Annotated in this window: 21 protein-coding genes; 8 read left to right on the top strand and 13 right to left on the bottom strand. The window is 67.0% G+C overall.

Translation table 11 applies throughout. The annotated features are described in order from the left end of the window. Positions 1-115 precede the first annotated feature (115 nt). Both aceA and A5773_RS05965 read right to left on the bottom strand, forming a co-directional pair. A complete protein-coding gene (aceA, locus tag A5773_RS05970; RefSeq protein WP_066952161.1) occupies positions 116-1,402 on the bottom strand; it encodes an isocitrate lyase in 1,287 nt (428 codons plus the stop codon). A gap of 269 nt (positions 1,403-1,671) precedes the next feature. Next, positions 1,672-2,466: an acyl-[acyl-carrier-protein] thioesterase gene (locus A5773_RS05965; RefSeq protein WP_066952159.1), complete on the bottom strand. Its 795-nt coding sequence runs from the start codon at positions 2,464-2,466 to the stop codon at positions 1,672-1,674. Positions 2,467-2,627: 161 nt separating this feature from the next. On the opposite strand from A5773_RS05965, the gene ramB reads away from it, so the two are divergent. Together ramB and A5773_RS05955 are read left to right on the top strand one after the other, a co-directional pair. After that, a complete protein-coding gene (ramB, locus tag A5773_RS05960) occupies positions 2,628-4,052 on the top strand; it encodes an acetate metabolism transcriptional regulator RamB (RefSeq protein WP_067789972.1) in 1,425 nt (474 codons plus the stop codon). Then, entirely contained in the window at positions 4,049-4,609 is a 561-nt protein-coding gene (locus A5773_RS05955) for a carboxymuconolactone decarboxylase family protein (RefSeq protein WP_066952155.1), read from the top strand. The genes ramB and A5773_RS05955 overlap by 4 nt, the downstream gene beginning before the upstream one ends. Positions 4,610-4,620: 11 nt before the next feature. Here A5773_RS05955 and A5773_RS05950 read toward each other — a convergent pair whose 3' ends face one another. The 6 genes from A5773_RS05950 to A5773_RS05925 are packed head-to-tail and all read right to left on the bottom strand — an operon-like array spanning position 4,621 to position 9,192. After that, entirely contained in the window at positions 4,621-4,893 is a 273-nt protein-coding gene (locus A5773_RS05950) for a hypothetical protein (protein WP_066952153.1), read from the bottom strand. A gap of 4 nt (positions 4,894-4,897) precedes the next feature. Further along, entirely contained in the window at positions 4,898-6,292 is a 1,395-nt protein-coding gene (gene lpdA, locus A5773_RS05945; RefSeq protein ID WP_067261732.1) for a dihydrolipoyl dehydrogenase, read from the bottom strand. Between the two features lie 33 nt (positions 6,293-6,325). Continuing rightward, the gene (locus tag A5773_RS05940) at positions 6,326-6,895 is read right to left on the bottom strand and encodes a hypothetical protein (RefSeq protein WP_066952149.1); all 570 of its coding nucleotides are present in this window, start codon (positions 6,893-6,895) and stop codon (positions 6,326-6,328) included. Then, a complete protein-coding gene (locus A5773_RS05935) occupies positions 6,888-7,166 on the bottom strand; it encodes a putative holin (protein ID WP_156659441.1) in 279 nt (92 codons plus the stop codon). The genes A5773_RS05940 and A5773_RS05935 overlap by 8 nt, the downstream gene beginning before the upstream one ends. A 19-nt stretch (positions 7,167-7,185) precedes the next feature. Further along, complete coding sequence (locus tag A5773_RS05930; RefSeq protein WP_066952147.1) at positions 7,186-7,668, bottom strand: DUF779 domain-containing protein; 483 nt, start codon at positions 7,666-7,668, stop codon at positions 7,186-7,188. Beyond that, entirely contained in the window at positions 7,669-9,192 is a 1,524-nt protein-coding gene (locus A5773_RS05925) for an aldehyde dehydrogenase family protein (protein WP_066952145.1), read from the bottom strand. 67 nt (positions 9,193-9,259) lie between these two features. On the opposite strand from A5773_RS05925, the gene A5773_RS05920 reads away from it, so the two are divergent. From A5773_RS05920 to A5773_RS05905, 4 genes are read left to right on the top strand one after another with little or no spacing between them, the layout of a single operon-like run. Beyond that, a complete protein-coding gene (locus tag A5773_RS05920) occupies positions 9,260-11,347 on the top strand; it encodes a prolyl oligopeptidase family protein (protein ID WP_066952181.1) in 2,088 nt (695 codons plus the stop codon). Between the two features lie 10 nt (positions 11,348-11,357). Continuing rightward, a complete protein-coding gene (locus A5773_RS05915; RefSeq protein ID WP_066952143.1) occupies positions 11,358-11,669 on the top strand; it encodes a hypothetical protein in 312 nt (103 codons plus the stop codon). A gap of 7 nt (positions 11,670-11,676) precedes the next feature. Then, the gene (locus A5773_RS05910; RefSeq protein ID WP_066952140.1) at positions 11,677-12,594 is read left to right on the top strand and encodes a crotonase/enoyl-CoA hydratase family protein; all 918 of its coding nucleotides are present in this window, start codon (positions 11,677-11,679) and stop codon (positions 12,592-12,594) included. A 52-nt stretch (positions 12,595-12,646) separates the two neighbouring features. Next, the gene (locus A5773_RS05905) at positions 12,647-13,144 is read left to right on the top strand and encodes a DUF5078 domain-containing protein (RefSeq protein WP_066952138.1); all 498 of its coding nucleotides are present in this window, start codon (positions 12,647-12,649) and stop codon (positions 13,142-13,144) included. Between the two features lie 119 nt (positions 13,145-13,263). Here the strand turns inward: A5773_RS05905 and A5773_RS05900 are convergent, their stop codons facing one another. The 3 genes from A5773_RS05900 to A5773_RS05890 all read right to left on the bottom strand — a co-directional run bounded on the left by A5773_RS05900 (position 13,264) and on the right by A5773_RS05890 (position 17,480). Further along, the gene (locus A5773_RS05900; protein ID WP_066952136.1) at positions 13,264-16,194 is read right to left on the bottom strand and encodes an RND family transporter; all 2,931 of its coding nucleotides are present in this window, start codon (positions 16,192-16,194) and stop codon (positions 13,264-13,266) included. Then, positions 16,191-16,739, bottom strand: a complete 549-nt coding sequence (locus A5773_RS05895) for an MmpS family transport accessory protein (protein ID WP_066952134.1) — start codon at positions 16,737-16,739, stop codon at positions 16,191-16,193. The genes A5773_RS05900 and A5773_RS05895 overlap by 4 nt, the downstream gene beginning before the upstream one ends. A gap of 72 nt (positions 16,740-16,811) precedes the next feature. Continuing rightward, on the bottom strand, positions 16,812-17,480 hold the full coding sequence (locus A5773_RS05890) for a TetR family transcriptional regulator (RefSeq protein ID WP_066952132.1): 669 nt from the start codon (positions 17,478-17,480) through the stop codon (positions 16,812-16,814). 100 nt (positions 17,481-17,580) lie between these two features. Between A5773_RS05890 and A5773_RS05885 the strand changes: the two genes are divergently transcribed. Continuing rightward, positions 17,581-19,260 carry a cytochrome c biogenesis protein DipZ gene (locus A5773_RS05885; RefSeq protein ID WP_067789969.1) on the top strand — a complete coding sequence of 560 codons (1,680 nt, stop codon included), beginning with the start codon at positions 17,581-17,583 and terminating at the stop codon, positions 19,258-19,260. Here A5773_RS05885 and A5773_RS05880 read toward each other — a convergent pair. Next, on the bottom strand, positions 19,257-20,126 hold the full coding sequence (locus tag A5773_RS05880) for a hypothetical protein (RefSeq protein ID WP_067789966.1): 870 nt from the start codon (positions 20,124-20,126) through the stop codon (positions 19,257-19,259). The genes A5773_RS05885 and A5773_RS05880 overlap by 4 nt on opposite strands. A 12-nt stretch (positions 20,127-20,138) precedes the next feature. Beyond that, on the bottom strand, positions 20,139-20,663 hold the full coding sequence (locus A5773_RS05875; RefSeq protein ID WP_066952126.1) for a mycothiol transferase: 525 nt from the start codon (positions 20,661-20,663) through the stop codon (positions 20,139-20,141). A 54-nt stretch (positions 20,664-20,717) separates the two neighbouring features. Here A5773_RS05875 and A5773_RS05870 point away from each other — a divergent pair, with 54 nt between their 5' ends. Then, a complete protein-coding gene (locus A5773_RS05870) occupies positions 20,718-22,457 on the top strand; it encodes an amidohydrolase family protein (RefSeq protein WP_067261742.1) in 1,740 nt (579 codons plus the stop codon). Positions 22,458-22,478 lie beyond the last annotated feature (21 nt).

Genomic DNA, 22,478 nt, shown 5'->3' with positions numbered 1-22,478 from the left:
TGGATCGCAGCCGTGCTGATCCGCTCTGCTCTCCTCGCGGGCCGAGGCCCGCTCGTCCTCAGTGCCTCAAGCCATCGGTTTCACTTCGTCCTCGCGGGCCGAGGCCCGCTCGTCCTCAGTGAAACTGACCCTCTTCGGTGGAGCCGGTCAGCGCGGTGGTCGACGAGGTGGGGTCAACCGTGGTGGCGATGCGGTCGAAGTAACCGGCACCGACCTCGCGCTGGTGCTTGGTCGCGGTGTAACCGCGCTCCTCGGCGGCGAACTCGCGCTCCTGCAGCTCCACGTACGCGGTCATCTGGTTGCGGGCGTAGCCGTAGGCCAGATCGAACATCGAGTAGTTCAGCGCGTGGAAGCCGGCCAGCGTGATGAACTGGAACTTGAATCCCATTGCGGCAAGCTCCTTTTGGAACTTCGCGATGGTGGCGTCATCCAGGTGCTTGCGCCAGTTGAACGACGGCGAGCAGTTGTAGGCCAGCATCTGGTCGGGGAACTCAGCCTTGACGCCCTCGGCGAACTTGGCGGCCAGGTCGAGGTCCGGTGTGCCGGTCTCCATCCAGATCAGGTCGGCGAACGGCGCGTAGGCCTTGGCCCGGGCGATGCAGGGCTCCAGGCCGTTGCGCACCCGGTAGAAGCCTTCCTTGGTCCGCTCACCGGTGATGAACGGCTGGTCACGCTCGTCGACGTCGGAGGTGATCAGGGTCGCCGCCTCGGCATCCGTCCGGGCGATGACGACGGTCGGCACGTCGCAGACGTCGGCCGCCAGGCGGGCCGAGGTCAGCGTCCGGATGTGCTGCTGGGTCGGGATGAGCACCTTGCCGCCGAGGTGACCGCACTTCTTCTCCGACGCGAGCTGGTCCTCCCAGTGCGAGCCCGCGACGCCCGCCGCGATCATCGCCTTCTGCAGCTCATAGACGTTCAGCGCACCGCCGAAGCCGGCCTCACCGTCGGCCACGATCGGGGCCAGCCAGTTCTCCACCGAGGTGTCGCCCTCGACCCGGGCGATCTCGTCGGCGCGCAGCAGCGCGTTGTTGATGCGACGCACCACCTGCGGCACGGAGTTGGCCGGGTACAGGCTCTGGTCGGGGTAGGTGTGGCCGGACAGGTTGGCGTCACCGGCGACCTGCCAACCCGACAGGTAGATCGCCTTCAGGCCGGCGCGGACCTGCTGAACGGCCATGTTGCCGGTCAGAGCGCCGAGCGCGTTGATCCATTCCAGGTCGTGCAGCTGCTCCCACAGCACCTCGGCGCCGCGGCGAGCCAGCGTGTGCTCCTCGACCACGGTGCCCTGCAGGGCGACGACGTCCTCGGCGCTGTAGGTGCGGGTGACACCCTTCCAACGCGGGTTGGTGTCCCAGTCCTTCTGGATCTGTTCCGGGCTCTTGGGGGTGCCAACGACAGACATTGGGCATGCTCCTTAACGAATCTTCACTACTGGGTGGATGAAACGCTTCACCGGCGGCAGCTAGCGGCTCAACTTCGCTGGTGTGCTAATTCGAAGATGGCACAGCCATTGGCGCAGGTCCACCCGTTTCATTTGCCAATTTCGGCAACGACTCCGCCCCGATTAGCAAATCTTGCGAAGATGAACGGGAACTTAACCGTTTCAGAAACTACCGGTCAGTAACCCAATATCCGCTGGTCAGCGGTAATTTAGCGGGACGCTTGTCCGGTTTAGCGGTTGAAGAGCGCGGCGACCGCTTTCGTCTCGTCGCCGACCACATATGTGAGCGTTGTAACAGGGCGGTCGACCAGCCCGGGACCGAACTGCTCGGTCGAACCGGCCGGATGGATGTGCGAGATGATCTCCAGCTTGTCGCCCAGCGCCACCGGCGCCTCGTGCTCGATCGTGATGCGTAGCGGCCGCGCCATCAATGCCAGGTGCGATGCCAAATAGTCCTCGACGACGCTCCAGTACACGGAGTTGTTCATGTGGTCGAACAGGTCGATGTCGGTGACGCGGACGGGAAACTCGTGGATCTCCTGCGCGTCGTCGCGGCTGCCCGGCTTCAGGTAGCCCTTCCACCGCAGGCGGTCGACGGAGGTGGTCTTGTGCAAGCCCGCGAGGAAGTCGTCGGAGATGCGCGACGGCATCTGGGTTTCCCGGTTGATGTTGATCCAGAAGGCCTCGGACTCGATCAGTCCGCCCTTGCGCCCGTCGACGCGGACCCGCATCTCACACCACCGGTTCGAGGTGCCCGAACACCACCTGCGACAGCGCAGCATGTCCTGGAATTCGATCGGACGGATCAGGTCGAGCATCGTGCGGCGAACGATCCACAGCGGGTGCGTCTCCTCGAAACCCATCTCGCGCAGCTGGTCCTGGCCGATGTCCTGGATGTGCCGGCACGCTGCGTCCAGCCGCAGCCGGCCCGTGCGGTCGATGTCGGCCACCCGCAGCGGCCATTCGCGATCGAACACATCGGGGTGGCCGTCGGGAACCGGCATCAGTTCTTTGTCCAGGCTCACGGCTGTGCTCCCCGTTTCCTCCTCGTGGGCACCCCAGGCCAACCCTGGGGCCTCCGTTGCGAATCATGCCAACGCCCCCGGCCAAAAACCAATTGCGACGCGATCCGCGCCGCTGCGAACTCTGCCAACCTCCACTTCGCAACCCCGGTACCCTGGGGGAAGTGTCCAAGACCTTCGTCGGCTCCCGGGTCCGCCAACTGCGCCACGAGCGCGGCTTCTCCCAAGCCGCCCTAGCCCAGATGCTGGAGATCTCCCCGAGCTACCTGAACCAGATCGAGCACGACGTGCGTCCCCTCACGGTGGCGGTGCTGCTGCGGATCACCGAGGTGTTCGGCGTGGATGCGACGTTCTTCGCCTCGCAGGACGACACCCGGCTGGTCGCCGAGCTGCGCGAGGTGACCATGGACCGCGACCTGGACATCGACGTCGACCCGACCGAGGTGGCAGAGATGGTCAGCGCCCACCCCACCCTGGCCCGCGCGGTGGTCAACCTGCACCGGCGCTACCGGATCACCACGGCGCAACTGGCCGCCGCGACCGAGGAGCGGTTCTCCGACGGCAGCGGCAGCGGCTCGATCACCATGCCGCACGAGGAGGTGCGCGACTACTTCTACCAACGCCAGAACTATCTGCACGAGCTGGACACCGCCGCCGAAGATCTCACGATCCAGATGCGGATGCACCACGGCGACCTGGCCCGCGAGCTGAACCGCCGGCTGACCGAAGTGCACGGCGTGCACATCAACAGGCGGATCGATCTCGGTGACACCGTGTTGCACCGGTACGACCCCGGGACCAAGACGCTCGAGATCAGCAACCACCTCTCGCTCGGTCAGCAGGTGTTCAAGATGGCCGCCGAATTGGCCTACCTCGAGTACGGCGACCTCATCGATCACCTGGTGGAGGAGGGCAAGTTCACCAGCGACGAGTCGCACACGCTGGCGCGACTGGGGCTGGCCAACTACTTCGCCGCGGCCGCGGTGCTGCCCTACCACCAATTCCACGACGTCTCGGAGAACTTCCGCTACGACGTCGAGCGGTTGTCCTCCTTCTACTCGGTGAGCTACGAGACCATCGCGCACCGGCTTTCGACGCTGCAACGGCCATCGATGCGCGGCGTGCCGTTCTCGTTCGTCCGCGTCGACCGTGCCGGCAACATGTCAAAACGCCAGTCCGCCACCGGGTTCCACTTCTCGTCCAGCGGTGGCACCTGTCCGCTGTGGAACGTGTACGAAACGTTCGCCAACCCGGGCAAGATCCTGGTCCAGATCGCCCAGATGCCCGACGGCCGCAACTACATGTGGGTGGCCCGGACCGTGGAGCGACGGGCCGCCCGGTATGGTCAGCCGGGTAAAACCTTCGCGATCGGGCTGGGCTGCGAGCTGCGCCATGCGCACCGGCTCGTCTACTCGGAAGGACTCGACGTCTCGGGGGATTCAGGAACAGTGGCCACACCGATCGGCGCGGGTTGCCGGGTCTGCGAACGCGACAACTGCCCGCAGCGGGCGTTCCCGGCCTTGGGGCGCGCCCTGGATCTCGACGAGCACCGCAGCACGGTCTCCCCGTATCTGGTGAAGCAACCGTGACCGGCGCTGCGAACGGCCGCATCCCGTCGGGGCGGTTCCGCGAACTGGGCCCGGTCAACTGGGTTCTCGCGAAGCTGGCCGCGCGCACGGTCCGGGCGCCCGAGATGCATCTGTTCACCACGCTGGGTCAGCACCGCCTGCTGTTCTTGGCGTGGAGCATTTACAGCGGCCGCGTGCTGCGGGGCCGGCTGCCGGCGATCGACACCGAGCTGGTGATCCTGCGGGTCGCGCATGTGCGCGGTTGCGAATACGAACTGCAGCACCATCGCCGGATGGCCGCCAAGCAGGGGCTCGACGCCGACCTGCAGGCCGCCATCTTCGCGTGGCCCGAACGGCAGGACCGCGTCGAGGCGCGCCTGACCGTGCGCCAGCAGGCGCTGCTGACGGCCACCGACGAGTTCGTCAAGGACCGCACCATCACCGACGCCACGTGGCAGCAGCTCGCGGAGCACCTGGACCGGCGTCAGCTGATCGAATTCTGCTTGCTGGCAAGCCAATACGACGGCCTGGCCGCGACGATGGCGGCCCTGGACATTCCGCTGGACAACCCCCGCTAGACCCGCGCCCGTCAGAGGTAGACGCTGGCGAGCACGGCAAGCGTCAGCAGCAGCGGCGGCACGGAGAGCCCGAACCCGAATCCCGACCAGGCGTATTTCCTGCGCCGGCGCAGCAATGACGCCCACATCGTGGCGCAGACCGCCAGCGCGAGCGACAGCAGCAACACCGTCGGGGCCCACTGCCCCACCGCCGCGTTGTCGTCGGCGATCGAAAAGGCCGCCAACCACAGGACGTAGCCCGCGGCGAGGCCGCCGATGGCCCCCAGAACGATGTCGCTGCGCATGTGGTCAGAAGTTGATCATGTGGCCGACCAGGCCGTGGAAGCACTCCTGCAGCGCCTCCGACATGGTCGGATGCGTGTGCACGTTGCGCGCCAGCTCGTTGGCGGTCAGGTCCCACTTCTGCGCCAGCGTCAGCTCGGGCAGCAGCTCGGACACGTCGTGGCCGATCAGGTGCCCGCCGAGCAGCTCGAGATGCTTCGCGTCGGCGACCAGCTTGACGAAGCCGCTGGGGTCGCCCAGGCCATGCGCCTTGCCGTTGGCGGTGAACGGGAACTTCGCCACCACGACGTCGTGGCCTTCGTCGCGTGCCTGCTGCTCGGTCAGCCCGAAGCTGGCCACCTGGGGCTGGCAGAACGTGGCCCGCGGCAGCATCCGGTAGTCGCCGAGCGCCAAAGTCTCTGCGCCGGCGATGGTTTCGGCCGCCACCACACCCATCGCCTCGGCGACGTGGGCCAGCATCAATTTCCCGGTGACGTCACCGATGGCGTAGATGTGCGGCACGCTGGTGATCATGTATTCGTTGATACCGATGGCCTTGCGGTCGGTCAGCGCGACGCCGGCATTCTCCAGGCCATAGCCCTCGACGTTGGGCGCAAAACCGATGGCCTGCAACACTTTTGCGGCCTTGATTTCCTCGGAATTACCGCCCTTGCTGACCACGACGGTCACCTCGGCACCGTTGTCGGAGATGGACTCGACCTTGGTCCCGGTGAGGATCTTGATGCCCAGCTTCTTGAATTGCTTCTCGATCTCCTTGGAGACGTCGGCGTCCTCGTTGGGCAGCGCGCGCGGCAGGAACTCCACGATGGTCACGTCCACGCCGTAGTTCTTCATGACGTAGCCGAACTCCATGCCGATCGCGCCGGCACCGGCGATGACGATCGACTCGGGCAGCTCGCGGGAGAGGATCTGTTCCTCGTAGGTCACCACGTTGGCCGACAGCGACGTTCCGGGCACCAGCCGGGTGCTGCTGCCGGTGGCGATGATGGCGTTGTCGAACGTAAGGGTCTCGGTCCCGCCGTCGTTGAGGTCCACCGACAACGTGTTGGCGTCGGTGAATCGGCCGTACCCGTTGATCTCGGTGATCTTGTTCTTCTTCATCAAGAAGTGCACGCCCGCGACCCGACCCTCGGCCACCTTGCGGCTGCGATCGAAGGCGGCGCCGTAGTCGAACGTCGCCTCGCCGTTCATCCCGAAAGCCTTGGCCTCTTTGGTGAAGATGTGGACCAACTCGGCGTTGCGCAGCAACGCCTTGGACGGGATGCAGCCGACGTTGAGGCAGACTCCGCCCCAGTATTTCGGCTCGACGACTGCGGTGTTCAGGCCGAGCTGTGCGGCGCGAATGGCTGCGACATATCCGCCGGGACCGGCCCCGAGGACGACGACGTCAAAATGGGTCACGGCCCCTACCCTAGTGGCCGTCCGGGCGGGGCGTTAATACGGAATGAGGCCGAGGAGGCAGTGGCCCACCCGCGCGCAGTGGTAATAGCCGTGCAGGGGCGCCGCGGCGGCCAGGGAGGCGAACGGCCCCGACATCACCGCCAGCGAGAGCGCCGAGACCAGCGGCCTGCCCTCGACCATCGCGAGCAGCACGCCACCGACGGCGCACGCCACCACGTACACCAGGACCGCGAAGAGCGCTGCGGTCTGGTCGGTCGAGTGATACCACCAATAGAACAGGCCGAACCCGACGACGGCCGCCACACACCACACCCCGAGGATCGTCAGCAGCAGCTTCCACCACTTCAGGTAGAGGTAGCGCCCGGGAACGGTGACGGGTTGCACCGGCGCGACAGCGGATTCGGCGTCGGCGCCCTGTTCGGACGCGGCCGGCTCGGCCCTTTCCGGTTCGTCCTTCGCGGCGGCGGGCTGCTCGCCGGCGTCCTCGGAGTCGTCCGAGAAGTCCGGCACCCACGATTGGGTGCCGGTGTCCTCGTCGGAATCGGAGAAGTCGGGCTTCCACGCCTGGGTGCCCGGGCTCGACGGGGTGTCGTCGTCAGCCATGGGCGGTCACCTGGAGGGCGACGAGCACACCGAACCAGCCGGGCGCCAGCGCCAGGATGAACGCGCCGAGCATCGTCACCCACCGACGTCCGGAGAAGAGGATTGTCAGCAGCCCGGCGACGCTCGGAATCCCGACCACCAGCGCGACGGCGAAGACCGGGCGGTAGCTCGGATGGACGGTCCCGGCGAGTCCCACCCCCGCCAACAGCCCGACGGCGGCGCCGATCAGCATGGCGCCGGCCAACAACCGCGGACGCGGGAGGGGGATCACGATTTCGACATTACTGGTGTCACCGACCCGGAGGGCACGTTCGGAATGCCGCGTCAGTCACCACCTGACCGCGCGCGCAAGGGCGTTCGCCACGTTCGTAGTCGGCGCCGGTGATGACCCGGGCGTCCCGCAGCCCGGCCTGTTCGTCGTCGGTGAAGACGCGGCCGCGGGACAGGAACCGCACCCCTTCGGGCGCCTCCAGGCTGAACCCGCCGCCCCGGCCCGGGACCACGTCGATGACGAGCTGGGTGTGCTTCCAGGTCTGATACTGCGGGCCGGAGATCCACACCGGCACCCCGTCCGTTCCGACGTCGAGCACCCCGAGCAACACGTCGCGGTCGCCGACGAGGAAATCACCGAGGGGGTAGCACATCGGCGACGACCCGTCGCAGCAGCCGCCGGACTGGTGGAACATCACCGGGCCGTGCCGGTCCTGCAGTCGCTCCAACAATTCGGCGGCGTCCGCGGTGATGACCACCCCTGTTACGGGACCCGATGCCATCTAGAAGAAGCCCTGCGCCTTATCGGAGTAGGACACCATCAGGTTCTTGGTCTGCTGGTAGTGGTCGAGCATCATCTTGTGGTTCTCCCGGCCGATGCCCGATTGCTTGTAGCCGCCGAACGCGGCGTGGGCGGGATACACGTGGTAGCAGTTGACCCACACCCGACCGGCCTGGATGTCCCGCCCGGCCCGGTAGGCGGTGTTGCCGTCGCGGCTCCACACCCCCGCACCCAGACCGTAGAGGGTGTCGTTGGCGATCGAGATCGCGTCGTCGTAGTCGGAGAACGACGTCACCGCCACCACCGGGCCGAAGATCTCCTCCTGGAAGATCCGCATCTTGTTGTTGCCGGCGAAAATCGTCGGCTGCATGTAGTAACCGCCGGACAGGTCGCCGCCAAGCTCGGCGCGCTCCCCGCCGGTGATGACCTTGGCGCCCTCGTCCTTGCCGATCTCGATGTAGGACAACACCTTTTCCAGCTGGTCGTTGGATGCCTGCGAACCCAGCATCGTCTCGGTGTCCAGCGGATCACCCTGCCGCACCGCCTTGGTCCGGATGGCGGCCAGCTCCAGGAACTCGTCGTAGATGTCGGACTGGACCAGGCTGCGCGACGGGCAGGTGCACACTTCGCCCTGGTTGAGGGCGAACATGGTGAAGCCCTCGAGCGCCTTGTCCTGGAAGTCGTCGCCCTTGGCCATCACGTCGGAGAAGAAGATGTTGGGGCTCTTGCCGCCGAGCTCGAGGGTGACCGGGATCAGGTTCTGCGACGCGTACTGCATGATCAGCCGTCCGGTGGTGGTCTCCCCGGTGAACGCGATCTTGGCGATCCGGTTGCTCGACGCCAGCGGCTTGCCCGCCTCGGCGCCGAACCCGTTTACGACGTTGACCACACCCGCGGGCAACAGGTCACCGATCAGCGACATCAGGTAGAGCACCGAAACCGGCGTCTGCTCGGCGGGTTTGAGCACCACCGCGTTGCCGGCCGCCAGCGCGGGGGCCAGCTTCCAGGTGGCCATCAGGATCGGGAAGTTCCATGGAATGATCTGCCCGACCACGCCGAGCGGCTCGTGGAAGTGGTAGGCGACGGTGTCCTCGTCGATCTGGGACAGTGAACCCTCCTGCGCGCGGATCGCCCCGGCGAAGTAGCGGAAATGGTCGACCGCCAGCGTGATGTCGGCGCCCAGCGCCTCGCGGATCGGTTTGCCGTTGTCCCACACTTCGGCCACCGCCAGCGCGGCCTTGTTCTCCTCGATCCGGTCGGCGACCTTGTTCAGGATCGCCGCCCGTTCGGCCGGTGGGGTCTTGCCCCACCCCCCTGCCGCCCCGTGGGCCGCGTCGAGCGCCTTCTCGACATCGGCCTCGTCGGACCGGGCCACCTCGCAGAACGGCTGGCCGGTCACCGGTGTCGGGTTCTCGAAATAGCGGCCCTGCGCGGGCCGGACCCATTCGCCCCCGATGAAGTTGTCGTAGCGGGCTTCATACGACATCAACGCCCCAGCGGAACCTGGACGTGCGAAAACAGTCATCTGCTCTCACTCCTCGCTCACCTGTGTAATACACCTCACACTACCGCCGGAGGCCACAATGGCGGTCATGACATCGCAAGCCCCTGCGGCCCCCGACGACGACCGTGACCCCTACCTGTGGCTCGAAGACGTCACCGGCGAGGAGGCGCTGGATTGGGTGCGGGCACGCAACGAACCGACGCTGGCGACCTTCCGCGACGCGGAGTTCGAGCGAATGCGCACCGAGGCGCTCGAGGTGCTCGACACCGACGCCCGCATCCCGTACGTGGTCCGCCGCGGCGAGTACCTCTACAACTTCTGGCGCGACGCCGACAACCCGCGCGGGCTGTGGCGGCGCACCACGCTGGAAAGCTATCGGACCGATGCCCCCGCCTGGGACGTGCTGATCGATGTCGACGAGTTGGGCCGCACCGACGACGAGAAGTGGGTGTGGGCCGGCGCCGGCGTCATCGAACCGGAGTACACGCGCGCCCTGGTCGCGCTGTCCAGGGGCGGCTCGGACGCCTCCATCGTGCGTGAATTCGACATGGCCACATGCGAATTCGTCCGTGACGGATTCGCGCTGCCGGAGGCCAAGTCGCAACTGGCGTGGGTGGATCCCGATACCGTCCTGGTGGGAACGGACTTCGGCGCCGACTCGCTCACCGATTCGGGCTACCCGCGGGTGATCAAGCGGTGGCGGCGGGGCACCCCGCTGGCCGACGCGGAAATCGTGTTCGAAGGCGCGCGCAGCGACGTCCGCGTGTCCGCCTCGGTGGACCGCACCCCAGGCTTCGAGCGCACCCTGCTGGGGCGGGCCCTCGACTTCTGGAACGAAGAGGTCTACGAACTGCGCGGCCCCGAGCTGATCCGGATCGACGCGCCCACCGACGCGAGCCTGTCGATACACCGGGAGTGGCTGCTGATCGAACTGCGCACCGATTGGTTCTACGGCGCTCAGAGCTATCCCGCCGGCTCCCTGCTGGCGGCCAACTATGACGAATTCTTATCGGGCACGGCCGAATTGAGCGTGGTGTTCGAGCCGGACGAGCACACCGCGCTGAACCACTACGCCTGGACGCGCGACCGCCTGTTGATGGTCACCCTCGCCGACGTGGCCAGCCGGGTGGAGATCGTCACGCCGCCCTCGCGTGACGACCCCCTGCGCCCGGCTTCGCCGCGCTTGCGATCGTCACCGAGTATCTGGCGGCGCGAGCCGGTCGCCGGCATCCCCGACGCGACCAACACCGTCGTCGTCGCCGCCGACGACACCGGCGACGAGTTCTTCCTCGACTCCAGCGGATTCGTCACGCCCTCGCGGCTCATGCGCGGCACCGGCGCCGGCCCACTCGAGCAGATCAAGTCGGCGCCCGCCTTCTTCGACGCCGGGAACCTCACGGTGGCACAGCATTTCGTGAACTCGCAGGACGGGACGCCGATCCCGTACTTCGTGGTGCGGCCCGCCGATGCGCGGGGGCCGGGGCCGACCATGCTGTACGGCTACGGCGGCTTCGAATCCGCGAACACCCCCGCCTACAGCGGCGTGCTCGGCCGGCTGTGGCTGGCCCGCGGCGGCACCTACGTGCTGGCCAACATCCGCGGCGGCGGTGAGTACGGGCCCGGCTGGCACACCCAGGCCATGCGCGAGAACCGGCACAAGGTGGCGGAGGACTTCGCCGCGGTGGCAACCGATTTGGTGAATCGCGGCATCGCAGGCGTCGACCAGCTCGGCGCGCAGGGCGGCAGCAATGGTGGTCTGCTGATGGGCATCATGCTGACCCAGTACCCGGAGCGATTCGGCGCGCTGGTCTGTAGCGTGCCGTTGCTGGACATGAAGCGCTACCACCTGCTGCTCGCGGGCGCCTCGTGGATGGCCGAATATGGCGACCCCGACAACCCGGACGACTGGGCGTTCATCTCCGAATACTCGCCCTACCAGAACATCTCGGCTACGCGTCACTACCCGCCGGTGCTGATGACCACGTCCACCCGCGACGATCGGGTGCATCCGGGCCACGCCCGCAAGATGACGGCCGCGCTGGAGGCGGCGGGTCATCGCGTCTACTACTACGAGAACATCGAGGGCGGCCACGCCGGGGCGGCCGACAACCAACAAGTCGCGTTCAAATCGGCGCTGACCTACTCGTTCCTGTGGCGGATGCTGACCAGGCCATAAGATCGTCGGCGTGTCAGCGACCCAACGCATCGAACTCACCCTGCTGGCGACCGGATTGATCTTCGTCCTGGTCTCGGCGGCGCAGGCACGCTACCGCTTCATCGGTGACCGCCGTGCCGGCCGCCGGTTCTACTGGGCGACCGCGATCATCGGCACCGTCTGCTTCGCGGCCGGCACGGGCAGGCTCTGGCCCAACGCCGTCTGCGTGGCGGTGATCTTCTCCGGCCTCGTCGTCCTGTCGGCTTACCTGACGACGCCGTATCTGAAGATCGGCGACCGCATCTACGCGTCGTTACCGGAAAACCGTCAGCCCGACCCGTAAGGAAGCCATGCCGACCAGCGACTTCGAGACGCTCCTGTACACGACGGCCGGCCCGGTGGCCACCATCACGCTGAACCGTCCGGAGCAGCTCAATACGATCGTGCCGCCCATGCCCGACGAGATCGAGGCGGCCGTCGGGCTGGCGGAGCGGGACCCGGCCGTCAAGGTCATCGTGCTGCGCGGCGCGGGCCGGGCGTTCTCCGGCGGTTACGACTTCGGCGGCGGCTTCGTGCACTGGGGCGAGTCGATGATGACCGACGGCAAGTGGGATCCCGGCAAGGACTTCGCGATGGTCACCTCCCGCGAGACCGGGCCGACGCAGAAGTTCATGGCCATTTGGCGGGCATCCAAGCCGGTCATCGCCCAGGTGCACGGCTGGTGCGTGGGCGGGGCCAGCGACTACGCGCTGTGCGCGGACCTGGTCATCGCCAGCGACGACGCGGTGATCGGCACCCCGTACAGCAGGATGTGGGGCGCATACCTGAGCGGGATGTGGCTCTATCGGCTCAGCTTCGCCAAGGCCAAGTGGCATTCGCTGACCGGGCGGCCGCTGACCGGCGTGCAGGCGGCCGAGGTCGAGCTGATCAACGAGGCGGTGCCGTTCGAGCGCCTCGAGGCCCGCGTCGCCGAGATCGCCGGCGAGCTGGCCCGGATTCCGCTGTCGCAGCTGCAGGCGCAGAAGCTGATCGTGAACCAGGCCTACGAAAACATGGGGTTGGCGTCCACCCAGACGCTCGGCGGCATCCTCGACGGCCTGATGCGCAACACCCCCGACGCCCTGGACTTCGTCAAGACCGCCGAAACCCAGGGCGTTCGGGCCGCGGTCGAGCGCCGCGACGGTCCATTCGGCGACTACAGCCAGGCCCCGCCGGAGCTGCGGCCCGACCCCACGCACGTCATCGTGCCTGATCGGGGCCAATGCTGAGACGGACTAGGAACCTGTCCCCCGGCGCACAAAAAGTGTTACCGTAACAACTATGTCCCGGCTGATCACTGGCCTGCGTGCAGGCGTCGCTGTCTTCGCTTTGGGGATCGCCGCTACGGCGTTCCCGAAAACCGCCGTGGCCGATTCCACGGAGGACTTCCCGATCCCGCGCAGGATGATCAACACCACCTGCGACGCGGAGCAGATCATGGCGGCCACCCGCGACACCAGTCCGGTGTACTACCAGCGCTACATGATCGACTTCGACAACCACCCGAACGTCCAGCAGGCGACGATCGACAAGGTGCATTGGTTCTACTCGCTGTCGCCGGAGGACCGCCGGACGTATTCCGAGAACTTCTTCAACAACGACCCGCTCTGGTACGCGTGGCCGAACCACATGAAGCTCTTCTTCAACAACAAGGGCGTCGTGGCCAAGGCCACTGACGTGTGCGCCCAATACCCGCCCGGCGACATGGCGGTCTGGGACTGGGCCGAGCCAACTGGTCCTCCTGGCTGGCCGGGACCCGTCCGCGGCAGGGCTCAGTAATTCCGCGGTAGGGCTCAAGTAATGCGGTGACGTCGCCGGGAACCAGTCTGTGTTGGGTCGTCCCGGCGCCGTCCTCGTGGTACCGCATGTAGGCGCACCGCCGACCGCAGCACGTCAGATCAGCGCGGCTGTACCAATCCGCCCGCCGGGTGCTCCTCGACGTTCTTCAGGAGCAAATCGCGCACAGCGGGACGCGGTCCATACGGACGCAGCATTGTGCTGGCCGGCCGTGGACGCACGTGCTGCGGCCACCAGAACCAGCGCCCGAGCAGGGTGGCCAGCGACGGCGTCATGAACGACCGCACGATCAAGGTGTCGAACAACAGACCCAGCGCGATCGTCGTACCCACCTGGGCCATCACCAGCAGCGGGCTGAACATGAACGTGGCCATGGTCGCGGCGAACACCAGACCGGCGGAGGTCACCACCGAGCCCGAACCGGCCATCGCGCGGATCGTCCCGGTTTTGAGCCCGGCGTGGATTTCCTCCTTGAACCGCGATATCAGCAGCAGGTTGTAGTCCGAGCCGACCGCCAGCAGCAGGATGATCGCCATCGCCAGCACCATCCAGTGCAACTTCAAGCCCAGGATGTACTGCCACAGGAGCACGGAGAGTCCGAATGAGGCGCCCAGTGACAGCAACACCGTGCCAACGATCACAAAGGCCGCCACGGCGCTTCGGGTGATCACCAGCATGATGATGAAAATCAGTGTGGCTGCGGCAATTCCGGCGATCAGCAGGTCGATGTTCGAGCCGTCGTGCATGTCCTTGTACGTCGCGGCGGTACCGCCGAGGTAGACCTTGGCGCCCTCCCATGGCGTGCCCTTGATCGCCTCGTGCACGGCCTGCTTGATCGGTTCGATGTGGCTGATGCCTTCGGGAGTCGCCGGGTCGCCCTCATGGGAGATGATCAACCGGACCGCGCGCCCATCCGGCGAGATGAACTGTTTGAGACCCCGTGCGAAATCCGGACTCTTGAACGCCTCCGGCGGAAGGTAGAACGTGTCGTCATTTTTCGCTTTATCGAAGGCATCACCTTGGGCGGTGGCGTTGTCGGACTGCGCCTTCGCCTGGTCGTTGAGACCCATCGTGGTCGCGTAGTTCGACATGATGGTGTCCAGGTTGTGCTGCTGACTCTCAATCTGCGGCGGTATCAGCGCCACCAGCTTCGGCTGGATCTGATCCAACTTGTCCAGGTTCGCGCTGAGTTCCACGATGTTCTGAGCCACCTGGTCGATGCCGTCGAGCGCGTTGAAGACCGACCGTAGCGCCCAGCAGGCCGGAATGTCGTAGCAGTGCCTCTCCCAGTAGAAGAAGCTGCGGATCGGCCGGAAGAAGTCGTCGAAGTTGGCGATGTCGTCGCGCAACGCCTCGGTGATCTTCACGGTTTCTTTGGTGAGCCTGGTGGTTTCGTGCGTCGTGTTACTGAGGTCCTGGGTGACCTGCATCTGCTCATGCAGCGTTGCCATCGTCTTGCGCAGCTCGTCCGCCTGCTTGAGCAGGTTTGCCGCCTGCTCCTCCTGATAGTGCTGGGTCTGGATCCGCCCTGCGGCTTGTGCACCCATCTGAAAACCGAGGGTGCTGTGGTCGAGCGGCGTGCCCAACGGCCGGGTGATGGTCTGCACCCGGCCGATACCGGGGATGTGGAAGACCGCCTTGGCGACCTTGTCTAGGACCAGGAAATCGGCCGGGTTACGCAGGTCGTGATCGGTCTCGATCATCAACAGCTCGGGATTGAGCCGAGCCTGGTCGAAGTGCCGGTCCGCGGCGGTATAACCGACATTGGCCGGGGTATCTGCCGGCAGGAAGTGGCGGTTGTCGTAGTCCGTCTTGTATCCGGGCAGGGCGAGCAGACCAACGAGAGCGACCCCGATGGTCACCGCGAGAACCGGTGCGGGCCAGCGGACGACCGCGGTGCCGATGCGACGCCAGCCCCGGGTCTGCAGCTTGCGCTTCGGGTCCAGCAGCTTGAAGAACGATGCCACGGTCAGGACCGCCGGTGCCAGAGTCAAGGCCGCGAGGACCGCGACCAGCATGCCGACGGCGCAGGGTATGCCGAGTGACTCGAAGTACGGCAGGCGGCAGAAGCTCAGGCAGTACATCGCGCCGGCGATGGTCAGCCCGGAGCCCAGCACAACGTGGGCCGTGCTGTGGAACATGGTGTAGAACGCTTGTTCGCGGGTCTCGCCGAGACCGCGCGCCTCGTGGTAGCGGCCGACCACGAAGATCGCGTAATCCGTCCCGGCGGCGATCGCCATCAGCACCAGCATGTTGTTGGCGAACGTGGAAAGCCCCATGACGCCGTAGTTACCGAGCGTCGCTACGACGCCTCGAGCCGCGGCCAACTCGATGAACACCATCGCCAGCATGATCAGCATGGTGGTGATCGATCGGTAGACGAACAGCAGCATCACCACGATCACCAAAAAAGTGACAAGGGTGACGAGCATGACGCCCTTCTCGCCCGCATGGGACTGATCGGCGAACAGCGGACCCGCGCCGGTGACGTATGCCTTGATCCCCGGCGGCGCGGGCACCGAGTCCACGATCTTGCGGAGGGCCAGGGCAGACTCGTTCGCCAGGCCGCCGCCCATGTTGCCGGCGAGGTAGACCTGGACGTACGCGGCCTTTTGATCGTGGCTCTGGGAACCCGCCGCCGTCAGCGGATCGCTCCAGAAATCCTGCACGTGCTGAACGTGTTTCGTGTCTTGCTCTGCGCGCCTGACGATCTCGTCGTAGTAGCGGTGCGCTTCGGCCCCGAGTGGCTTGTCGCCCTCCAGCAAGATCATGGCCGAGTTGTCGGAGTTGAACTCTTTGAACGTCGATCCGACCTTCATCATCGACTGAAAGGATGCAGCGGCGGTCGGACTCATCGACACCGAGTGGGTTTTGGCGACGACCTCCAGCTGTGGCGAGATGGTGTTGGTGAGAAACACGATGCCCAACCACACCAGGACGATCGGCAACGCAAGCCGATGGATCATGCGCGGCAGGAACGGCGGGATCAGCGGCTGGTCGACGCGCGGCGCAGCCTCGCCTGCCTCGCTCATGCGGACTTGTCCAGGCAGTAGACGAAGGCATTCACCGTTTCGTTGGGGGGCGAGTGATTCGGAGTCTTGATCACGTCACCGCGCCCGTCGTGGTTGTTCACGACGAATTGGCAGGCGATCCAACTGCCGTCTCCTTGCGCCACCAGGTTTGCCGGGATGCCGGGCTTCGTTGAACTCAATACTTTGCTCCAGGGCAAGGGCACGTTGAGGGCCTGCTGCGGATGGGAGTTTTCGTCGAGGTAGTTGATGGTTGCCGTGCTGCCCGGTGAGCCCCAGACCTGGAGCGTGATCGTCTTGGCGTTGAACTCATCGAGGACCTCGCCCGAGGTGCCGCCACCGAACGAGCCCTTGTGAACACCGAAGACGCCGTGCAATCGGTACACGACGAATCCCGACACCGCGACGACCGCTGCGATCGTGAGCACCAACCAGAAACGCCCCAGCAGCCCCGCTTTCCTGGCGCGCTGCGGAGCGACCTGTTCGCCCTCCCTGCCGCCGGAGCCCTGCTTCTGCAGCGGCTCGGTCCTTGGCTCAGTCGTCGTCATGGGCGCTCGAAGTCCTTCCCGTCCACCGGTTGCAGTTCGCCAAGCCACAGCCCCCCGGCCTCCTCTCTGCGTTCATTGCGATCCCGAGATGAGCCCCACGCACGTGGCGGTCAGCAAGCGAGTGAGGGCGACCGTGAAGTCCAGGTTCCACTCGGGGGGAACCACTTCGGGCTCCTCGGCATACGCGTCGGTGAGCCGCTCGGGTGGGTTGGCGACCTGCCACAGGGTGGCCGCCAGCGAGTACGCCGCCAACAAAATGTCGAGCGACCCCGAGCGGCCGAGTTCGGGAACCGCGCTCTCGATGGAATCGGCGAGCGAGAGCGTGGCGGCGGTGCTGATCCGCTTGACCTCGATCACCCGCTCCGCGTCCACCTCGTGTTCGAGGTGCAGGTGCAGGTTAGCCAGCAGGTCGCAAAACAGCGGGTCGTCGGCCAGGGCGTTGGCCAGCGTCTCGGCGATGCGCGACGGCGATTTCGGCCCGGGTTCGGCCAGCTTTTCCGACACCGTGTTCGACCAGCGCACCCACCCCTCGGCGGACAGGTGCAGCAACACTTCCTTGTGCGAGGTGAAGTAGCGACGGACGGCGGAATAGTGAATGCCGGCCCGGCTGGCGACGGCGGTCAGCGTGACCGAGGCGACGCCCGTCTCGAGCGCCAGTGAACGCGCGGCTTCCACGAGCGCCTCCGCACGTTGGCGCTTCTTCTCCTCGGTGCGGGCGCGTTGGAAGGTTAACTGCGCCACCGGTGGAGCCTAACGCACATTGTGTGATTTGTATAACGCACGGGACGTGATTTGTGTGGGTCACATGAACCGTTCTGGCCAGGTAGAGGTGTAAGTAGTTATGCACACCATCGCGCTCATCGGATTCCTCGGCGGACTCATCACCGGGATCTCGCCGTGCATCCTGCCGGTGCTTCCCGTGGTGTTCTTCTCCGGAGTCGAGGAAACCCCCGCGCGTCGCCGGGCAACCCGGCCGTACCTCGTCATCGCGGGCCTGGTCTGCAGCTTCAGCGTGGTCACCCTGGCCGGCTCGGCCATCCTGTCTGCGCTGCACCTGCCGCAGGACGCGATTCGCTGGGCAGCGCTGGTGGTGCTGACGCTCATCGGCCTCGGTCTGATCTTCCCACCGCTGCAGCACCTGATCGAGCGGCCGTTCGCCCGCCTGCCACAGCGTCAAACGGGAACGGGCAGAACCGGTTTCGGGTTGGGCCTGACACTGGGTGCGTTGTATGTGCCGTGCGCGGGGCCGGTGCTGGCCGCGATCGTGGTCGCGGGCGGCACCGCATCCATCGGCCTGCCCATTGTGATCCTGACCGCCGCGTTCGCCATCGGCACCGCCTTGCCACTGCTGGTCTTCGCGTTGGCCGGGCGGGGTGTCGCCGAGCGCGTCGGCGCGTTCCGCCGGCGGCAGCGCATCGTGCAGATCGCCGGCGGAATCACCATGATCGTGCTCGCCGTGGCGCTGGTGTTCAACCTGCCTGCGACGCTGCAACGCGCCGTCCCCGACTACACGGCGGCGATGCAGAAAGCGGTCGGCGCCAACAAGATCCGCCAGCAGCTCGGGGCGCCCGCCGGCGGCGCGCTGAGCGACTGCACCGAGGGCGCGGAGCGGCTCGAGGCCTGCGGGCCGGCCCCCGCGGTCAGCGGCATCGCAGAATGGCTGAACACCCCCGGCGGCGCACCCGTCGACCTGGCGTCGCTGCGCGGCAAGGTGGTGCTGATCGACTTCTGGGCCTACTCGTGCATCAACTGCCAGCGCGCCATCCCGCACGTAATCGATTGGTACAACCGGTATCACGACGCGGGGTTCGTCGCCATCGGGGTGCACACCCCCGAATACGCCTTCGAACGGGTTCCGGCCAACGTGGCCAGCGGCGCCGCCGCGCTGCACATCACCTACCCGGTCGCGCTGGACAACGGCTACACCACGTGGAACAACTACCAAAACCTCTACTGGCCGGCCGAATACCTGATCGACGCCACCGGGACTATCCGGCACACCAAGTTCGGCGAGGGCGACTACGACGGCACCGAGAAGCTGATCCGCGAGCTGCTCACCGACGCCCATCCCGACACCCGGCTGCCCGGTCCGGCGCATTCGGCGGACACCACACCGCACACCCGGCTCACGCCCGAGACATATCTGGGGGTCGACCGCGCCCGAAACTATGGCGGCGGAGGCGATTACAAGTCGGGCGCGTTCGGCTATCCGCCAGAGCTGGCCGGTGACACGTTCGCACTGCGCGGCCGGTGGAAGCTGGACGACCAGGGCGCCACCGCGGACAGCGATGACGCCGGCATCCGGCTGCGCTACACCGCCAAGGACGTCTACGTCGTCGTCGGCGGCACGGGCACCCTGACCGTGTCCCGGGACGGCCAGACGACGACGACGGCGATCGGCGGGCCACCCACGCTGCACCCGATCGTGGCCGACCCCGACCAGCTTGGAGCGCCGCGCAGCGACCAGCTCGACATGCGGGTCAGCCCTGGGCTGCAAGTGTTTTCGTTCACCTTCGGCTAGCCCGCCGGCTTCTTCCGCAGGCTGCCCAACATCGCGACGAGCACACCGCCGATCACCAGCGCGACGCCCACGAGCAGCGTCAGGTTGAGCCATTCGTGCAAGCCCGCCTCGGCGTGGCCGACCATCACCTCGGCGATGCGGCGGATGCCGTCGGTGGTGCGGTTGAGCGCGAAGCCGACATGGTGGCCAGCGACCTCGATGCCGGCCCAGCCGGCGGCGCCGACCAGCAGCGCCGAGACCCCGAGGCTGGTGAGCGCCTTCCCGCGGCGGCGCGCGGTGGCCAGCATCAGGACGGCGCAGACGACGCTGAGGGCAACCGCGCCGACGCTCACCGACGGGCCCCAGGTGGCAAGCGGGCTCAGCCGACCCGGCCGCAGCGAACCGTGGGCCGAGGGCGGCGACGCCGTCAACGGAACCGTCAGCGTCGCAGGCACTTTCACGTTGTGGCGGCTGAGGATCCGCTGCATCGAAGCGTCCTTGAGCATCGGCGCCACGTCGATCGCCCACGACTCGCCGGTGCCGTCGACGGTGAACAACCAGCGGTGTGCCGCCCGGTTCGCCTGGGCGAACAGCGCCGGAAAGGCGGGCCCGGCCGTGAAGGCGACGGCGGCCAGGTGCACCTCCGCGCCCTCGACCGGCTGCCGTCCGCCGTTGTGCTCCGCGATGAGCGTCATCGCGCGGTTGGCCAGCTCGTCCGCGGCGGCGGACTGCAGCGCGGGGTCGCCGGCGGCCCGCTGCGCCAGCGCGACGTACCCGCCCTCGCTGACCGCGTTCAGCTGCAGCCACGCCGCCGGGATGGCCACGGCCAGCGCGACGGTGGTCGCCAGCCACAGCACCGCCCTGAAGACGGCGGCCAGGATTCGCACGCCGGGGAAACCCTAGGGCGCGATTCCGCGAACGTACGCGGCCTGCCCGAGGTGCTGGGCGCAGTCGTCGATGATGCTCACCAACCGCGCGCTGGCCGTCACCGGCGGGTCCCAGTTGGTGTCGACCACCCGCTCCAGCTCGGCGGCGGTCACGCCGGCGACGTACTCGAGGGTCAGCTTGTGCACGGCGTGGTAGTAACCGGACAGCAGATCCGCCGGGGCCTTGACCTTCGCGACCTGCTCGGGCTTGTGCCCGTAGCCGGTGTCGTTGCGCGGTAGGTCGAGGCCGAACCGGTCCACCCAGCCGTCGCGCAGCCACACCTGCTCGACGCCGGCGACGTCGGCCAGCTGAATGTCCTGCACCCGCGCGCTGTGCCAGAGCAACCAGGCGATGCTGTTGGCGTCCGGGGTCGCCCGGTAGTTGGCGACGTCGTCGGTCAATCCGTCGGCGATCTCGTCGACGTGTTCGATCAACCGGGTGAAGGCGTCGCGAAGCAGTTCCTGGACGGCGGCGTCGGGGCTCGAGCTGTTGGCCATACCAGCGACACTAGATCCTGGCACGACCCACCGGCACGGTCGTAGATTGTTTGGATGACGTACGACCTGATCATCCGCAACGGCACCATCGTCGACGGGCTCGGCGGTGAGCCGTATGTCGGCGACGTAGCGGTCAAAGATGGCGTCATCCAACAGGTGGGAGCCGTCGGTCGCCTGAACGGCGAAGGGGCCGAGCGGGAAATCGACGCCGCCGGGCTGCTGGTCACCCCGGGCTTCGTCGACCTGCACACCCACTACGACGGCCAGGCCATCTGGTCGGAACGCCTGACTCCGTCGTCGGCGCACGGGGTGACCACGGTGGTCGTGGGCAACTGCGGGGTCGGCTTCGCCCCGTGCCGCCAGGAGGACCACGACGTGCTCGTCGACGTGATGGCCGGCGTCGAGGACATTCCGGGTGTCGTCATGACCGACGGCCTGCCCTGGACGTGGGAGACGTTCCCCGAATACCTGGACGCGCTGGACGCCGGCCGGCGCGACATCGATGTCGCCGCGTATCTGCCGCACTCCCCGTTGCGCGTCTACGTGATGGGCCAGCGGGGTGCCGACCGCGAGCCGGCCACCGCCGAAGACCTCGCCAAGATGCGGGCGCTCGCCAAGGAGGCGGTCGAGGTCGGCGCGCTGGGCTTCGCGTCGTCCCGGCTGACGATCCACAAGACCGAAAGCGGTTCGCCCATCCCGAGCTACGACGCCGCCCGGGAGGAGATCGAAGAGATCGCCCGCGGCGTCGTCGACGGCGGCGGCGGCCTGCTGCAGTTCGTGCCGGACATCCCGGCCGGCGGTTACGAGCCCGTGCTGCAGACGGTGTTCGACGTCGCCGAGGATGTCGGCCTGCCGCTCACGTTCACCCTCGTCGTCGCCAACGCCGGCGACCCCACGTGGCCGGACGCCATCACCATGATCGAGAAGGCCAACGCCGCGGGCGGTGACATCACCGCGCAGCTGCTTCCGCGCCCGATCGGTCTGATCATCGGGCTGCAGCTGTCCGCCAACCCGTTCGTGCTCTACCCCAGCTATCGGGAGATCGCGCACCTGCCGCTGGCCGAGCGCGTCGCCGAGATGCGCAAGCCGGAGGTGCGGGCCCGCATCCTGGCCGACAAGCCCGGCGTCGGTCACCCGATCCTGTACGTGGCGCAGATGTGGGACTGGATCTTCCCGCTGGGCGACACCCCGGACTACGAGCCGGACCCGGCGACCAGCATCGGGGCCCGGGCCCGGGCCAAGGGCGTGGAGCCGATGGAGGAGGCCTACGACCGGCTGCTCGACGACGACGGCCGGGCCATGCTGTTGGTGGCCACCAGCAACCTGCAGGGCAACTCGCTGGACACCGTCGGGGAGCTGCTGCACCGCGACGACGTGGTGCTGGGGCTCGGCGACGGCGGCGCGCACTACGGGATGATCTGCGACGCCAGCTATTCGACGTACTTCCTGGCGCACTGGGCCCGCGACCGCAAGACGGGCCGGTTCACGGTCCCGGAGGCCGTCCGCGAGCTCACCTCGGTGCCGGCCCGCATCGCCGGGCTGGGCGATCGGGGCCGCGTCGCCGTCGGGTACAAGGCCGACCTCAACGTCATCGATCACGCCGCGTTGCGGCTGCACAAACCGGTGATCAGTTACGACCTGCCGGCCGGGGGGAGGCGGCTGGACCAGACCGCCGACGGGTACGTCGCCACGATCGTGGCCGGCCAAGTGATCGCGGAGAACGGTGTGCCCACCGAAGCCCGCCCGGGCAAGTTGGTCCGCGGCCGGCAACCGCGTCCGCTAGCCGCGCAATAACGCCTCCAAAACCGCCAAATC

The sequence above is a fragment of the Mycobacterium sp. 852014-52450_SCH5900713 genome (genome assembly GCF_001667075.1).
GTDB lineage: Bacteria > Actinomycetota > Actinomycetes > Mycobacteriales > Mycobacteriaceae > Mycobacterium.
Note: the sequence above shows the minus strand (reverse complement) of the source record. Positions and strands in the feature narration are given on the sequence as shown.

Excerpts from the sequence above, each read along its gene's own strand:
- aceA (WP_066952161.1), bottom strand. The coding sequence starts at position 1,402 with ATGTCTGTCGTTGGCACCCCCAAGAGCCCGGAACAGATCCAGAAGGAC.
- A5773_RS05950 (WP_066952153.1), bottom strand. The coding sequence starts at position 4,893 with ATGCGCAGCGACATCGTTCTGGGGGCCATCGGCGGCCTCGCCGCGGGC.
- A5773_RS05940 (WP_066952149.1), bottom strand. The coding sequence starts at position 6,895 with ATGGCTGACGACGACACCCCGTCGAGCCCGGGCACCCAGGCGTGGAAG.
- A5773_RS05930 (WP_066952147.1), bottom strand. The coding sequence starts at position 7,668 with ATGGCATCGGGTCCCGTAACAGGGGTGGTCATCACCGCGGACGCCGCC.
- A5773_RS05925 (WP_066952145.1), bottom strand. The coding sequence starts at position 9,192 with ATGACTGTTTTCGCACGTCCAGGTTCCGCTGGGGCGTTGATGTCGTAT.
- A5773_RS05920 (WP_066952181.1), top strand. The coding sequence starts at position 9,260 with ATGACATCGCAAGCCCCTGCGGCCCCCGACGACGACCGTGACCCCTAC.
- A5773_RS05910 (WP_066952140.1), top strand. The coding sequence starts at position 11,677 with ATGCCGACCAGCGACTTCGAGACGCTCCTGTACACGACGGCCGGCCCG.
- A5773_RS05905 (WP_066952138.1), top strand. The coding sequence starts at position 12,647 with ATGTCCCGGCTGATCACTGGCCTGCGTGCAGGCGTCGCTGTCTTCGCT.
- A5773_RS05900 (WP_066952136.1), bottom strand. The coding sequence starts at position 16,194 with ATGAGCGAGGCAGGCGAGGCTGCGCCGCGCGTCGACCAGCCGCTGATC.
- A5773_RS05895 (WP_066952134.1), bottom strand. The coding sequence starts at position 16,739 with ATGACGACGACTGAGCCAAGGACCGAGCCGCTGCAGAAGCAGGGCTCC.
- A5773_RS05885 (WP_067789969.1), top strand. The coding sequence starts at position 17,581 with ATGCACACCATCGCGCTCATCGGATTCCTCGGCGGACTCATCACCGGG.
- A5773_RS05875 (WP_066952126.1), bottom strand. The coding sequence starts at position 20,663 with ATGGCCAACAGCTCGAGCCCCGACGCCGCCGTCCAGGAACTGCTTCGC.
- A5773_RS05870 (WP_067261742.1), top strand. The coding sequence starts at position 20,718 with ATGACGTACGACCTGATCATCCGCAACGGCACCATCGTCGACGGGCTC.